At 41.1% G+C, this 13,536-nt stretch carries 14 protein-coding genes and 1 riboswitch; of the genes, 8 read left to right on the top strand and 6 right to left on the bottom strand.

Annotation, left to right across the window (positions count from 1 at the left end; genetic code table 11):
• Window positions 1-30: 30 nt before the first annotated feature.
• A complete protein-coding gene (locus tag CHI10_RS09130; RefSeq protein ID WP_095243994.1) occupies window positions 31-906 on the top strand; it encodes a metal-dependent hydrolase in 876 nt (291 codons plus the stop codon).
• A 167-nt stretch (window positions 907-1,073) separates the two neighbouring features.
• Entirely contained in the window at window positions 1,074-2,291 is a 1,218-nt protein-coding gene (locus CHI10_RS09125) for a NupC/NupG family nucleoside CNT transporter (protein WP_095243993.1), read from the top strand.
• A 48-nt stretch (window positions 2,292-2,339) separates the two neighbouring features.
• Here the strand turns inward: CHI10_RS09125 and treC are convergent, their stop codons facing one another.
• The 4 genes from treC to tatA all read right to left on the bottom strand — a co-directional run bounded on the left by treC (window position 2,340) and on the right by tatA (window position 7,699).
• Window positions 2,340-4,025 (bottom strand): alpha,alpha-phosphotrehalase, encoded by a 1,686-nt coding sequence (gene treC, locus CHI10_RS09120; protein ID WP_095243992.1) that lies wholly within the window; start codon window positions 4,023-4,025, stop codon window positions 2,340-2,342.
• Between the two features lie 44 nt (window positions 4,026-4,069).
• Window positions 4,070-5,746: a glycoside hydrolase family 13 protein gene (locus tag CHI10_RS09115; protein WP_095243991.1), complete on the bottom strand. Its 1,677-nt coding sequence runs from the start codon at window positions 5,744-5,746 to the stop codon at window positions 4,070-4,072.
• Window positions 5,747-5,836: 90 nt separating this feature from the next.
• The gene (treP, locus tag CHI10_RS09110; protein WP_095243990.1) at window positions 5,837-7,240 is read right to left on the bottom strand and encodes a PTS system trehalose-specific EIIBC component; all 1,404 of its coding nucleotides are present in this window, start codon (window positions 7,238-7,240) and stop codon (window positions 5,837-5,839) included.
• A gap of 279 nt (window positions 7,241-7,519) precedes the next feature.
• The gene (tatA, locus tag CHI10_RS09105) at window positions 7,520-7,699 is read right to left on the bottom strand and encodes a twin-arginine translocase TatA/TatE family subunit (protein WP_095243989.1); all 180 of its coding nucleotides are present in this window, start codon (window positions 7,697-7,699) and stop codon (window positions 7,520-7,522) included.
• A gap of 238 nt (window positions 7,700-7,937) precedes the next feature.
• On the opposite strand from tatA, the gene CHI10_RS09100 reads away from it, so the two are divergent.
• From CHI10_RS09100 to CHI10_RS09075, 6 genes are all read left to right on the top strand, one after another.
• The gene (locus tag CHI10_RS09100) at window positions 7,938-8,351 is read left to right on the top strand and encodes a YkvA family protein (RefSeq protein WP_095243988.1); all 414 of its coding nucleotides are present in this window, start codon (window positions 7,938-7,940) and stop codon (window positions 8,349-8,351) included.
• Window positions 8,352-8,429: 78 nt separating this feature from the next.
• A riboswitch (TPP riboswitch) is annotated at window positions 8,430-8,538 on the top strand.
• Window positions 8,539-8,650: 112 nt separating this feature from the next.
• On the top strand, window positions 8,651-9,655 hold the full coding sequence (locus CHI10_RS09095) for an ABC transporter substrate-binding protein (protein WP_095243987.1): 1,005 nt from the start codon (window positions 8,651-8,653) through the stop codon (window positions 9,653-9,655).
• Between the two features lie 14 nt (window positions 9,656-9,669).
• The gene (locus CHI10_RS09090) at window positions 9,670-9,963 is read left to right on the top strand and encodes a thiamine-binding protein (RefSeq protein ID WP_095243986.1); all 294 of its coding nucleotides are present in this window, start codon (window positions 9,670-9,672) and stop codon (window positions 9,961-9,963) included.
• The gene (locus CHI10_RS09085; RefSeq protein WP_095243985.1) at window positions 9,960-10,727 is read left to right on the top strand and encodes an ABC transporter permease; all 768 of its coding nucleotides are present in this window, start codon (window positions 9,960-9,962) and stop codon (window positions 10,725-10,727) included. The genes CHI10_RS09090 and CHI10_RS09085 overlap by 4 nt, the downstream gene beginning before the upstream one ends.
• Complete coding sequence (locus tag CHI10_RS09080) at window positions 10,724-11,464, top strand: ABC transporter ATP-binding protein (RefSeq protein WP_095243984.1); 741 nt, start codon at window positions 10,724-10,726, stop codon at window positions 11,462-11,464. Before CHI10_RS09085 ends, CHI10_RS09080 begins: the two co-directional genes overlap by 4 nt.
• Window positions 11,465-11,570: 106 nt before the next feature.
• Window positions 11,571-12,311 carry a hypothetical protein gene (locus CHI10_RS09075; protein WP_095243983.1) on the top strand — a complete coding sequence of 247 codons (741 nt, stop codon included), beginning with the start codon at window positions 11,571-11,573 and terminating at the stop codon, window positions 12,309-12,311.
• 84 nt (window positions 12,312-12,395) lie between these two features.
• On the opposite strand, the gene CHI10_RS09070 is transcribed toward CHI10_RS09075, so the two are convergent.
• Both CHI10_RS09070 and CHI10_RS09065 read right to left on the bottom strand, forming a co-directional pair.
• Window positions 12,396-13,004: a hypothetical protein gene (locus CHI10_RS09070; protein WP_095243982.1), complete on the bottom strand. Its 609-nt coding sequence runs from the start codon at window positions 13,002-13,004 to the stop codon at window positions 12,396-12,398.
• Window positions 12,979-13,515, bottom strand: a complete 537-nt coding sequence (locus CHI10_RS09065) for an RNA polymerase sigma factor (RefSeq protein ID WP_095243981.1) — start codon at window positions 13,513-13,515, stop codon at window positions 12,979-12,981. The genes CHI10_RS09070 and CHI10_RS09065 overlap by 26 nt, the downstream gene beginning before the upstream one ends.
• Between the last annotated feature and the right edge of the window lie 21 nt (window positions 13,516-13,536).

Here is a 13,536-nt window from a genome sequence, read left to right as displayed (position 1 = left end):
GGGAAACTAAATGCAAAAAAGGGGTTTAAAATGGATACAATTACTCATACTCTATTCGGCTTGAGCCTATATGGAGCAGTTGATAAACGCAACATGGATAAAAAATCCAAAAGAGCGTATTTGCTAACCGCTGTAGGGACAAGCCAAATTCCGGATATTGATGTCATCTCTCGCTTCTGGGATACAGAAGGACTTTATCAGATGTGGCACAGGGGGATTACCCATTCCGTTTTCCTTACCCCGGTTTGGGCCCTGCTGTTTTTGCTGCTGTCCTTCCTGCTTTTCAGAGTCAAGGATAAGAAGCTTTTTCTGCTGGGATGGCTTGCAGTTTTCATACATAATACCAGCGATTTATTTAATGCATGGGGCACAGGTTATTTGGAGCCATTTTCAACTATGAGGGTTACTTTTGGTACGATTCCAATTGTTGATTTGGTGTTTTGGATCATAATGGGAGCAGCCTATTTCTTTACAAAAAGGAATAAATCTAAATCCCCTTACTATTTTAAATTAGCATGGGCTTTTATGCTTCTTCATGTGGTAATTCAAAGCACACAGGGATATCTCATTTATAAACAGTATGATGATTACTATGAACAAGTTGCACTATCGGCAGATTTTATCCCGTGGTCTTATTCCGTTATTACAAAGAAAGATGACGAAGTGACCATATTCAATGATACTCTTTTCACCGAAAAGAGAACCCAATATGTGCTTCAATCAAAAGAAACAGCGGATTTGGACAAGTTGTTTTCGCAAGCTCCTGAAGCTAAAACTCTTTATGAATGGTCCCCATTTGTGGTTCTCGTTGATGATGATGAAAGGCTAGGGCTCTACGATCCCCGCTTTTACAGAAACGGCCAGTCATTTTTATTCGAATATATTGAAAAAAACACAGAAAGATGAGCGGTGTGCTCATCTTTTTTCGTTTATCCCCATCATTTATTTCATGCTTAGTATTTTCATGAATTTATTCCTTTTGCGCATAATAGAACTATTGGATTTACAAGCAGTTTCTCAAGGAAATAGGATTAATGCCAGGAAACACTACTACATAGTGAAGAGGTGTAAACATGAATTTTGTTTGGGGGATATTCGGAATCATTGTCGTTTTAGGAATAGCCTTCCTGCTTTCAAGCAATAGAAGGGCGATAAGTGTAAGAACAGTTGCGGGAGGGCTTGCCATTCAACTGATTTTCGCCTTTCTCGTTTTAAAGTGGGAAGGCGGCAGAAAGGGATTGGAATGGCTCACAATGAAGGTAAACGATATAATCAATTACGCCAATCAGGGAATAAATTTCTTATTTGGCGGCCTTTTTACAGATGAATCAGGCATTACCTTCGTTTTTGCACTTCAGGTTTTGCCTGTTGTAATCTTTTTTTCATCACTGATTTCCGTTCTTTATTACTTAAGGATTATGCAGTTTTTCATTAAGATCCTCGGCGGGGGACTGGCTAAGCTTCTAGGGACTAGAAAAGCGGAATCCATGTCTGCAGCAGCCAATATATTCGTTGGCCAGACTGAAGCTCCTCTTGTAATCCGCCCATTTATCGCCAATATGACAAAATCCGAGTTGTTTGCAGTTATGACAGGAGGCCTTGCTTCTGTGGCAGGATCTGTTTTGATCGGGTATTCCTTATTGGGTGTGCCTCTTGAATATCTGCTGGCAGCAAGCTTTATGGCTGCACCTGCCGGTTTGGTCCTGGCCAAAGTTATGCTTCCGGAAACGGAAGATAAAGAAGAGCCTAAAGAATTTGAGATGGAAGTGGATAGCGATTCTGCAAATGTCATTGATGCAGCGGCAAAAGGAGCAAGTGTCGGACTGGAGCTCGCTTTAAATATCGGCGCAATGCTGCTGGCCTTTATTGCTTTGGTTGCTTTAATTAACGGGCTTCTTGGATGGGTTGGAGGGTTATTCGGGCTGGAAGGCCTGACGCTCGAAATCATACTTGGATATGTGTTCTCTCCGCTCGCGTTTGCTATAGGAGTTCCATGGTCAGAAGCCGTACAGGCAGGAAATTATATTGGCCAGAAGTTAATTTTGAATGAGTTTGTTGCTTATTCTGCTTTTGCACCGGATATCCCGACTTTATCTGATAAAACGGTGGCGATCGTAAGCTTCGCCCTTTGCGGATTTGCCAATATTTCCTCATTGGGCATCCTGCTGGGAGGACTTGGCGGATTGGCCCCGAACCGCAGGCAGGACATTGCACGGCTTGGTTTAAAGGCAGTTGCTGCGGGTGCTTTGGCATCTATGCTAAGTGCCGCCATAGCCGGAATGCTGTTTTAATGAACTATGAAATATGGAAAATCCTCCCGCAGGCCGGGAGGATTTTTTTTATTTCTTAAAATAATAGATAACCGATTCATATGGCCTTAACTGGATGGTCTCCGCAGCAGAAGGTGACTGCTTATAATTGGCAAGTAAAATATCTGCTTTATATTCATCTGCTTGAATGTGTTCAGGAAGGGTAAAGGTTGTTTCTTTCCCATAAAAATTATTTACGACCAACAGTTTTTCATTATCACCATTTCGAACATAAGCAAATACATCAGGATGATATTCAGAAATGAGTTCATAATCACCATAGGTGATGATATCGTACTGCTTTCGAAGCTGGATCAGCTTTTTATAATGATAGAAAATAGAATTCTCGTCCTTCAATGCGTTTTCGGCATTGATTTCCCTGAAATTGGATGCGACATGAATCCATGGGATTCCATCGGAGAATCCGGCATTTTCGGTACTATTCCACTGAACAGGCGTCCGGGAATTATCGCGAGATTTGCTTTTGAGAATGTTAATTATTTCTTCTTCTGCCATTCCCTTTTCCTTAAGAATAGAATGAACATTCAGTGATTCTACATCTCTATATTCTTCAATCCTCTCAAACCCGGGGTTTGTCATGCCAAACTCTTCTCCCTGATAAATATAAGGAGTTCCCTGCATCATATGGATGGCTGTAGCCAGCATTTTAGCAGATTCACGATGATAGTATTTGTCATCACCATACCTTGATACAACACGAGGCTGATCATGATTGCACCAGAATAAAGCATTCCAGCCTCCCCCATTGTGCATTTCAGTTTGCCATTTGGATAAAATTTGCTTTAATGCCGTAAAATCAAAATCAGCGAGTGCCCATTTCTCTCCATTAGGGTAGTCGACTTTTAAATGATGAAAGTTGAAAGTCATACTTAATTCTTCCCGCTCGGGGTTGGAATACTTTATACAATGATCAATTGTAGTGGATGACATTTCCCCAACTGTCATACTATCGTACTTTGAGAATACTTTATCATTCATTTCATGCATAAATTCGTGAACACGAGGGCCATCGGTATAGAATTTTCTTCCGTCGCCCGGAGGTACAGAGCCGTCATCATCCGGAAAATCCTGATCTTTGGAAATCAGATTGATTACATCAAGTCTAAAGCCATCTACACCTTTTTTAAACCAGAATTCCATCATGTCATACACTTTGCGGCGAAGGTCTTCATTTTCCCAATTTAAATCAGCCTGTGTAACATCAAAAAGATGAAGATAGTATTGGCCGGTTGCTTCATCATATTGCCATGCATTTCCGCCGAATTTGGATTCCCAGTTTGTCGGCTCGCTTCCACCTTCCTTTGGATCTTTCCAGATATAAAAATCGCGGTATGGATTGTCTTTTGATTTTTTTGCTTCCTGGAACCATTGATGTTCAGTGGAAGTATGGTTAACAACAATATCCATAATGATTTTCATGTCCCGGTTATGGGCTTCTTCAAGTAGCTTATCAAAGTCTGCCATTGTTCCATATTCCTCATGGATGCTGAAATAGTCGCTGATGTCATATCCGTTATCACGCTGCGGAGATTTATAAATGGGTGTCAGCCAGACGACGTCCACACCTAATTCTTTTAAGTAATCAAGCTTGGCAATAATTCCAGGAATGTCTCCAACTCCATTTCCTGTCGTGTCGTTAAAGCTTTTCGGATAAATTTGATAAACTACTGCTTTTTTCCACCATGGTTGTTTCATTTAGAATCACCCTGTTTTAGTTTATTTAGAATAATGCTTTTCTTTTAGCTGTTAAAGAGAAGCACCTGAGTTTCGTATGGACGAAGTTTTATGGTTCTGCCAATTTGTATTTCATTGTAATTCCCAATCAGCGGTTCAAATTTTTTCTGCTGGAGGTCTGCAGGGAGTTCTGCTTCAGTGTTTCCGCCATAGAAGTTGCACATGACAAGAAGAGTCTGATTGCCGAGTGTTCTTGTATAGGCGTAGATTTCGGGATGTTGATCGAGTATAAGGTTATACTTTCCGTAAATAATAATTTCATTTTTCTTCCTGATTTCTATAAGCTTTTTATAATAATGAAAAACAGAGTCAGGGTTTTTCATGGCCTTTTCGACATTAATGTCTTTATAGTTAGGATTTACTTTTATCCATGGAGTTCCTTCCGTAAATCCTCCGTGCCTGGAAGAATCCCATTGCATTGGCGTTCTAGCATTGTCACGCCCTTTTGCATAGATGGCCTTCAGTGCTTTTTCCTCTGTCCAGCCATCGTTAAGAGCTTCTTTATAAAAGTTAAGTGTTTCTATATCTCTGTATTCATCAATGCTTGAGAAACGGACATTCGTCATTCCGATTTCTTCGCCCTGATAAATATATGGAGTTCCCTTCATCATATGCAGCAATGTTGCCAGCATCTTTGCTGACTTATCCCAATACTCTCCATCATTCCCGAATCTTGAAACAGAGCGCGGCTGATCATGATTATTAAAATAAAGACTGTTCCAGCCAACCTCATCCAGTTCATTTTGCCATTTGGTCAGATTTGTTTTTAGATCAAAAAGATCAAGGGGTTTGAGGTCCCATTTGCCATTTGGCCCGTTATCGAGACTAACATGTTCAAACTGGAAGACCATATTTAACTCATTGCGTGATTCACCTGTATACTGCCGAGCCCACTCCGGATTTACACCAGGCATTTCACCGACAGTCATTACATCATACTTCGATAAGGCCTTTTCATTCATCTCCTGCAGGTATTCATGAATTTTTGGGCCGTTTCGATAATACTTGCTTCCAGAAGCATATTTCTTCCCTGGCTTTGGTTCATCATCTGGAAGTCCCTCCACTTTGGAGATAAAGTTGACTACATCCATTCTGAACCCGTCAATCCCTTTTTCAAGCCACCAGGTCATCATGTCGTAAATTTCTTTTCTCAGTTTCGGATTCTCCCAGTTGAGGTCAGGCTGTTTTTTTGAAAACAGATGCAAATAATATTCTCCTGTACTTTCGTCAAGCTCCCAGGCAGATCCGCCGAAATTGCTGCCCCAGTTATTCGGCTCCTTTCCACTTTTTCCTTCACGCCATATATAGTAGTCCCTGTATGGATTATCTTTCGATTTCCTTGCTTCTGAAAACCAGATATGCTCGTCTGAACTATGGTTCACTACCAGATCCATAATGAGTTTGATGCCTCTTGTATGCAGCTCTCCAAGAAGCTCTTCCCAATCCTCCATTGTTCCAAACTCACGCATAATATCCTGATAATCACTGATATCATAGCCATTATCATCATTGGGTGATTTATAAACTGGAGAAAGCCAGACCACATCAATACCAAGCTCTTTCAAGTAATCAAGTCTTGAGATAATTCCCTTTAAATCTCCTATTCCATCTCCATTGCTGTCCATGAAGCTTCGAGGGTAGATTTGGTAAACTACACTCTCTTTCCACCATTGCTTCTTCATAATGCAACCTCCGGTATATTAAAATATTGAGCAAGCCTAAAAATGGCAATACCATGGAATCATAGAACTCCATGGCATCAATCATTTTATTTAAGCTTTTCTAAATTTCGAGAAAGCTAAAGTTAATACAAACGGCACAACTAGGGCAATCCCCATTCCGATAAAGAAAGCACCCCAGTTTTCCGCAAAGATGGAGAAGAATGCCGGCAAGCCGCCTACTCCAATTGACGGTGCCTTAACACCATTTATAGTGATGAATATGCCTGCTGCAGCTGACCCAATAATCGCTGCAAAGAACGGATACTTAAAGCGAAGATTAACCCCAAACATCGCCGGCTCCGTTACACCCAGCCACGCTGAAATGGAAGAAGTGAGCGCAAGCCCTTTCAGCTTTTCGTTCCCTTTGCTTAACAGCATCATGGCAAAAGCGGCTGAACCCTGTGCAATATTGGATAGTGCCACCATCGGCCACAAAAACGTGCCGCCAATGCTGCCGATTAGCTGAAGATCGACTGCCAGGAATGTATGATGCATGCCAGTGATAACAAGAGGTGCATATAATCCTCCGTAAATCAAGCCTCCAAGGGCCGGAACAGCATCAAAGATTCCGACAACCCCATTTGTAATCCAGCTGCCAATCGTGAATGTAATTGGTCCGATGGCAATAAAAGAAAGAAATCCGGTAATAAGCAAAGCGATTGGCGCGACAGTCAGAAGCTGAAACGCATCAGGAATTCTTTTTCGCAGAAATACTTCTATCTTAGCCAAAACATATGAAGCAAATAATACAGGCAACACTTGGCCCTGGTAACCTACTTTTTCAATTTCAAGACCAAATAAATTCCACTTCGGGACTTCCTCTGCTGCACCATAGCCCCATGCATTTAAAAGATCAGGGTGCACCAGCATCAAACCAAGCACCATACCAAGAAGCGGACTGCCGCCAAACCGGTTTACAGCACTCCATCCAATCAGGCCTGGAAGAAATACGAAAGCCGTATTGGCAATCAGGTTAATGATGCTCGCCAGATCAGCCCAGTTTGTATAAACATCAACAAACGACTTATCATCGAAGAAAATATCCGGGGCTGTCATAATGTTGTTGATTCCCATCAGCAAACCAGCTGTTACGATAGCCGGGAGGATAGGAATAAAAATATCAGCCAGTGTTTTAATTCCACGCTGCAGGGGATTTAAGTTTTCGGCAGCTGCACTTTTGGTCTCTTCTTTTGACGATTCACCAATACCGGTTGTATCTGTCATTTCTTTATATACTTTATCAACGAGGCCTTGTCCAATCACAACCTGGAATTGTCCATTGGTGGAAAATGAACCTTTTACAATATCAATATCTTCGAGCTTTTCTTTATTGACTTTTCCTTCATCTTTTAATGCAAAACGCAGCCTTGTTACACAATGAGTGGCCGCAGCGATATTATCCCTGCCCCCGATAGCTTCTACGATTTGCTCTGCTGACTCTTTATTTGTGGCCATTCTACGCTCTCCTCCTGTTACCGTTTTCATATTAAAGAAAAAAACAGTTTTAAGGTTCTCATTTATCGTTCTCGATTTTTATAAATCTATCCATTACACACAAACTAACTTGTATATACATGAACTGTTTACGCTTTCATTTTATCCTGTATATACATGTTAGTCAACTATTTTTTATTTTCCTTCTTTTATATACCCATTCACTCGGTTTGAAAGCCATAAAAAAGAAAAACCGGCTTCGAGACTAATCGTCTGCAAAGCCGGTTCTAAACCAGTAGGCTATTTTCTTTTATCATTATCATCATCATCATCTTTAGTGAGATCACGGGTAGATTTCTTAAATTCTTTTAAGGTCTCCCCGAATGCTCTCCCTATTTCAGGAAGTTTTTTAGGACCAAAAATAATAAGAGCAAGAACCAGGATGAGAATTAAGCCTGGAATACCGATGTTTGATAACATGCTGAACACTCCTTATATATCATATCGCTTGAAACAGCAGTAATCATGTTCATTGTCCATTATAGGGGATTGGCTCATAAAATCATAGTATGAGATATTTTTATAAAATCTATAATAAAAATCTGCCGTACTGCTTTTTCCATTTTTTTCTCCTGGTTAAATGTTTATGTCATGTCAGGTATGCGGTAAATAATAGATTATAACTGTTTTACGAATTATCAATATAGGAGTGATGGCTATGCCTGACATAGAAACGAAAGATTATAAGGACGGCTATAAAAAATTTTCTTCCAGGGCAAAACGTTATGCGGAGGATCCTGAAAAAACAAAAGGTCTGCTAAACAAGGCTACACTTAAAGCTGAGAAAAACAAATCTTCGTTAAGTGATATATGGGAAAAGTTTCAGCTGCTGATCGATTTAGTTAAGGCATGGTCAAAAGGCGATTACCGGCATATCTCCAAAAAATCAATTATCTTTATTATTGCATCCATCCTATACTTTGTCTCTCCTATCGACCTGGTTCCAGACTTTTTAATTGGAATGGGTATTCTTGATGATGCAGCAGTACTTGGTTTTGCCGTCAGCCAGATTACAGGTGAACTTGAGAAATTCAAAACCTGGAAAGAAAGCCGGACTATTGAAATGAAATAACTTTCAAATGGTGTCCATTTTGATATTGTCTGCTATAATAAATCAAGGAAAGTATTCATGCCTTTTAAAATTAAATAGCAAGAAATGTAGGGGAACCGGTGTGCCGGTTGAGACTTCATCCTTAAGATGCTGACCCTTTGAACCTGATCTGGCTAATACCGGCGTAGGGAACATATTCTTAAACATATTAAAATGTTTTTTATATGCGTCCCGGTTTTATGCCGGGGCGTTTTTTATTTTTTCAGGGCAGACTAATATCAACTTTCCTTATTACATAAAAGCTTCTGGGGGGTTTCTCTATGAAAAAATGTTTAGCAGCTATTTCTGCGCTGCTGCTGCTAACCGGCTGTGCCGGCAGCGGTCAGAATGCTGAAACTGGAAATGAAGATGCAGGCAGCAAACAAGAATTGAAAGAAGTTACTGTCGTACTGGATTGGACACCCAATACCAATCATACCGGCTTATATGCCGCAAAAGAAAAAGGCTATTTTAAAGAAGAAGGGCTCGATGTCGAAATTATCATGCCAGGCGAAGCAGGTGCAGATCAATTGACGGCATCAGGCAAGGCTGATTTCGGTGTCAGCTATCAGGAAAGCATTACAGAAGCCCGTGTACAGGGTGTGCCGCTGGTATCAATAGCGGCTGTCATTCAGCACAATACTTCCGGTTTTGCATCCCCTGTCGAAAAAAACATTAAATCACCGAAAGACTTTGAAGGAAAAACGTATGGCGGGTGGGGAGCTCCTTTAGAAAAATCAGTAATTGACTCCCTAATGAAAAAGGAAAATGCGGATGCGGAAAAGGTGTCAATAGTTAACATGGGAGATGCAGACTTTTTTACGGCGGTTAAAAGAGATATAGACTTCGCATGGATTTATTACGGATGGACAGGTGTAGAAGCTGAGCTTCGGGGGGAAAAGATTAATATGGTCTACCTCACAGACTACTCAGAAAAACTGGATTACTACACGCCTGTTCTCGCTACCAGTGAAAAAATGATTGAAGATGATCCGGAAACTGTCAAAGCATTTGTAAATGCTGCAGCTAAAGGATATGAATTTGCAATCGACAAGCCGGGCGAAGCAGCTGATATTCTGTTAAAGAATGCTCCAGACCTGGATAGCGAATTGGTCAAAAAGAGTCAGGAGTGGCTATCCCCGCGCTATCAGGACGATGCTCCCAGATGGGGAGAACAAAAGCTTGAGGTCTGGGAAAACTATGCAGACTGGATGCATGAAAATGGTCTTTTAGATAAAGAATTAGATGCCGGCAAAGCATTTACAAATGACTTCCTGCCGGAATAAGGAGAGTTTATGAAATGGCAAACGCACTTGTAAGCATTCAAATCATACCAAAAACAAAAGATGGGGAAAGTGTTATTCCTTACGTTGATGAAGCAATCAGTATCATTCAGCAATCCGGCGTTAAGTACGAAGTGCATCCCCTCGAAACAACGATGGAAGGCGATTTAGAACATTTACTGAAAATCATTGCTGACATGAACAGAAAAATGATTGAAATAGGAAGCAGCAATGTAATCTCACAGGTTAAGATACTCTATCAGCCCGATGGTATTGAAATGAGTGATTTAACGGAGAAGTACCGTCCATGATCAATGTGCTAAGGAAAGGATGGAGGCCGGCTGCGGTTCTCCTCCTTTTATTCATTTTTTGGGAGCTGGCGGTAAATCTGGCAGGAGTCCCTGCATGGCTCCTGCCTCCACCAACAGATATCATTCAGGAGGCGGTTTTGGGCTGGGATGGCTTCCGCCCGCATCTTCAATCGACAGTCCAGCTTTCCCTTTGGGGATTTGCGATTGGCACTGCATTCGGATTGCTTACAGCTGTAATACTGCACTTATTACCTTTTATTAGGGAGTCTGTTTACCCTCTCCTCATCCTTTCACAGAATGTGCCAATAATTGTTCTGGCTCCTCTGCTGGTTGTCTGGTTTGGATTTGGCCTTCTTCCAAAGCTTATTGTCATTACGCTGGTATGCTTCTTCCCCATTACTGTTGCAGCATTGGATGGTTTTCGGCAGACTCCGGGAGAACTCAGGCATTATATGCTGATGGCAGGGGCCGGCAAAGGACAGCTTTTTTGGAAGCTTGAGCTTCCCCATTCCCTTCCATCTTTATTCTCCGGGCTAAAGATCTCTGCAACCTATAGTGTGATGGGTGCTGTAATATCTGAATGGCTCGGAGCTAAAGCCGGAATAGGGGTTTATATGACTCTAGCCTCTTCTTCATTTCGGACAGACCGTGTTTTTGTAGCCATACTTGCGATTATGCTGTTAAGTTTGCTGCTTTTTGGAGGAATATTACTGGCAGAACGTTTGCTTATTAAATGGAAGTCCAGGGAGAGTGACGGGAAATGATACAATTAGCGGTTAATTCTCTAACGAAAAGTTTCGATTCAAATCAGGTTTTAAGCAATTTGAGTTTTCAAGTAAATGAAGGAGAGTTTGTTTCGATTTTAGGTCCATCAGGCAGCGGAAAGAGCACCATCTTTAACCTGATTGGCGGGATTCTCCTGCCTGATGAAGGGTCCATAACTCTTGGGAATGTTGAGATCACCGGCAAACGCGGTTCAATCAGCTATATGCCCCAGACACCTTCCCTGTTGCCATGGAGAACCATCCTTCAGAATGTACTGCTTGGCCAGGAAATTATGGGGACAGCGAATCCGGAAGCAGCCAGAAAAATGCTTCAAAAAGCGGGACTCGGTGACTATGAAAATGCATTTCCGCATGAATTATCAGGAGGCATGAAGCAAAGGGCCGCCTTTATCCGGGCACTATTAAGCCCGCAGCCAATCATACTGCTGGATGAACCTTTTTCAGCTTTGGATGAGCTTACCCGTCTTGATATGCAGAAATGGCTTCTCGATATTTGGAATGAACATAAGCCGACGATTCTGTTTGTCACTCACAATATCGAAGAAGCCATTTACCTCTCTGATCGAATATTAATACTCGGCAGCAAGCCTGCTAAAGTGCTTCAGGAATATACAGTGCCTTTTGGGCGGCCGCGAATGGAGGAAATTTTCCTGGATGAAAATTTCCTTGAATGCAAAAGAAGCATCCATCATGCACTGAAAGAGCTGTCATTTTAGTCAGACTAGTTAAAATATACCAGCCGTATATAATCACATCGCACCATTCCTAATTATGGAAATATAGGTTAATCTTATATTGGACAATACTTTTAGGAGGTATGTGATGAAAAAGTATATTTTCTTATTCTTGACTATTTTACTAGTTTTCTCAGGCAATGTTTCTGCACAGCCCAAAAGTAATTCGGCAGGTTTGACTGAGAAAGATTTCATGAAATCCGTGTTAAAATCTGATGAGTTTAAGGAATTCAAAGCTTCTATATTAAAAGATGCCTCCACCCAGCCAAAAGCTCTTATTGATGAAAAAGGAAAACAATATGGCTGGACAGTGCAATATGAAATTGAATACAACGAAAAAAACATTTCCTTAGATGAAAAAGCTCTTGTAAATTTCTCATCCCTTCTATCATTCTCCTTTGAGTCCGGGAAGGGATTAAAAGTGTGGCTGGTTGATTACAGCAGGCTTATTGAGGAACAGGCTTTTTACGTAAAAGACTTGAAGTCTGAAAAGGAGACAAAAATAGATATATCCAAAAACCGCACCTTTACTGATTATTTAACAGAAGTAGAATTGAAAAAAACACAGCTGATTAAAGAAGCGGCCAAAAGCAAAACAGTTTCTTCCGATAAAGCCACAGCATCCGCCCAGCTATGCTACTACTGTACAAAGTATGAATGGCGCGGCGGATATCCCTGCTCATCCGCTAACACTGAGTCTGAAGCTTCAGTATCATTCCAGCTTGAAGAAAACGGGCTGAATCCGGATTCTGTGGTCATTGAATGCTATGTTCCCCGCCATAAGGTGTGCGTTGACGGAGAATGGAGAACCTATTGCCCTATACAATGAAAAGAACGGCTAAGCGAATCGCTTAGCCGTTTTTGTTATCCTTTCGTGCCTGATGCGATATTCGAACCCCTTACAGGAGTCAAATTAAGGAGTGTTCTGAATGCTTTGTGCGATTGCCTCTAAAGACTCGATAAATATGGCACCTTCTCCGGCAGGAACTGAATAAATTTCTTCACTGTCAATTAGCTTAAAGTAAACTTCGCCTTGCTCGTTCCAGACTTTCATCTTTACCGGTTCTTTTCCCTTTAAATTAAATTGGATATCATAGATTGGTTTGGCATCAATGACTGCCTCTGAAGGGATTGCCGAATTTATCGCATTTCTTGCCGTTTTTTCCCACTTTGGATCTTTTACTGTCGCGGTTTCAGCCGTATACTTTCCATCGGCAGAGAAGGATTTCTCGGTTTCTGATATAGCAATAGTGGTTTGACTTATAAAGCTGTTTCCAAGCATCTCTGAACTGCTGCTGCCTCTTGTCATAGAATCCTCAGAAAAAATAATGAAAGCGAACATAACACAAGCAGCCATTACAGCGGCAGCAGATAAAAATCTCGGGAAAATAGCTTTCTTTCTTTTAGGTTTTTCCTCTATGCTCCTCAATATTTTTTGCAGACTCTCCTGCTTTTGCTTTTGAGACCGCGGAATACGTCCCAATTCTCGAAAGGAATTATCGGATCCGAATGAGCTCTTCATGGATTTCCCCCCTTTTCTGCAATTCTTTTTTTAGCGCTGCGAGTGCCCTGGATGTGGTGATTTTCACTTTATTTTCGGACCAATTCAAGATTTCAGCCGTTTCCCTTATGGAAAACTCCTTTATTTTTCTCAAAATCAGCACTTCTTGGTAGCTCAACTTCAAATGGCGGATTGCTTCATATAAGAGTGTCACTTTTTCACCCTTAATCATTATCTCTGTAGGAGTATCTTCATCTGATTGGAGCTGGAATTTTTCTATTGAGAAAAATTTGAATCTGCTTTTTTTGCGCAAATAATCAATGGCTACATTTCTTGATATCCTGACAAGCCACGTAAAAATCTGGGACTCCCCATTAAATTGATTCATATATTTGTAGGCTTTGATAAAGGTGTCCTGTGTCAGATCTTCCGCCACTTCTTTATCATTTACGAGAAGAAATATGTATCCATAAATTCGATCGCTGTACTCGCTGTATATATCTTCAAACACTTCTGCCGATATTCTCTCCATTGTGGCGCCCCCTCGCATATT

Source organism: Bacillus sp. 7894-2, from assembly GCF_002272225.1.
Taxonomy (GTDB): Bacteria; Bacillota; Bacilli; order Bacillales; family Cytobacillaceae; genus Cytobacillus.
Note: the sequence above shows the minus strand (reverse complement) of the source record. Positions and strands in the feature narration are given on the sequence as shown.

Coding starts and splice junctions, on each gene's coding strand:
- CHI10_RS09130 (WP_095243994.1), top strand. CDS start 31: ATGGATACAATTACTCATACTCTATTCGGCTTGAGCCTATATGGAGCA.
- CHI10_RS09125 (WP_095243993.1), top strand. CDS start 1,074: ATGAATTTTGTTTGGGGGATATTCGGAATCATTGTCGTTTTAGGAATA.
- treC (WP_095243992.1), bottom strand. CDS start 4,025: ATGAAACAACCATGGTGGAAAAAAGCAGTAGTTTATCAAATTTATCCG.
- CHI10_RS09115 (WP_095243991.1), bottom strand. CDS start 5,746: ATGAAGAAGCAATGGTGGAAAGAGAGTGTAGTTTACCAAATCTACCCT.
- treP (WP_095243990.1), bottom strand. CDS start 7,240: ATGGCCACAAATAAAGAGTCAGCAGAGCAAATCGTAGAAGCTATCGGG.
- tatA (WP_095243989.1), bottom strand. CDS start 7,699: ATGTTATCAAACATCGGTATTCCAGGCTTAATTCTCATCCTGGTTCTT.
- CHI10_RS09100 (WP_095243988.1), top strand. CDS start 7,938: ATGCCTGACATAGAAACGAAAGATTATAAGGACGGCTATAAAAAATTT.
- CHI10_RS09095 (WP_095243987.1), top strand. CDS start 8,651: ATGAAAAAATGTTTAGCAGCTATTTCTGCGCTGCTGCTGCTAACCGGC.
- CHI10_RS09090 (WP_095243986.1), top strand. CDS start 9,670: ATGGCAAACGCACTTGTAAGCATTCAAATCATACCAAAAACAAAAGAT.
- CHI10_RS09085 (WP_095243985.1), top strand. CDS start 9,960: ATGATCAATGTGCTAAGGAAAGGATGGAGGCCGGCTGCGGTTCTCCTC.
- CHI10_RS09080 (WP_095243984.1), top strand. CDS start 10,724: ATGATACAATTAGCGGTTAATTCTCTAACGAAAAGTTTCGATTCAAAT.
- CHI10_RS09075 (WP_095243983.1), top strand. CDS start 11,571: ATGAAAAAGTATATTTTCTTATTCTTGACTATTTTACTAGTTTTCTCA.
- CHI10_RS09070 (WP_095243982.1), bottom strand. CDS start 13,004: ATGAAGAGCTCATTCGGATCCGATAATTCCTTTCGAGAATTGGGACGT.
- CHI10_RS09065 (WP_095243981.1), bottom strand. CDS start 13,515: ATGGAGAGAATATCGGCAGAAGTGTTTGAAGATATATACAGCGAGTAC.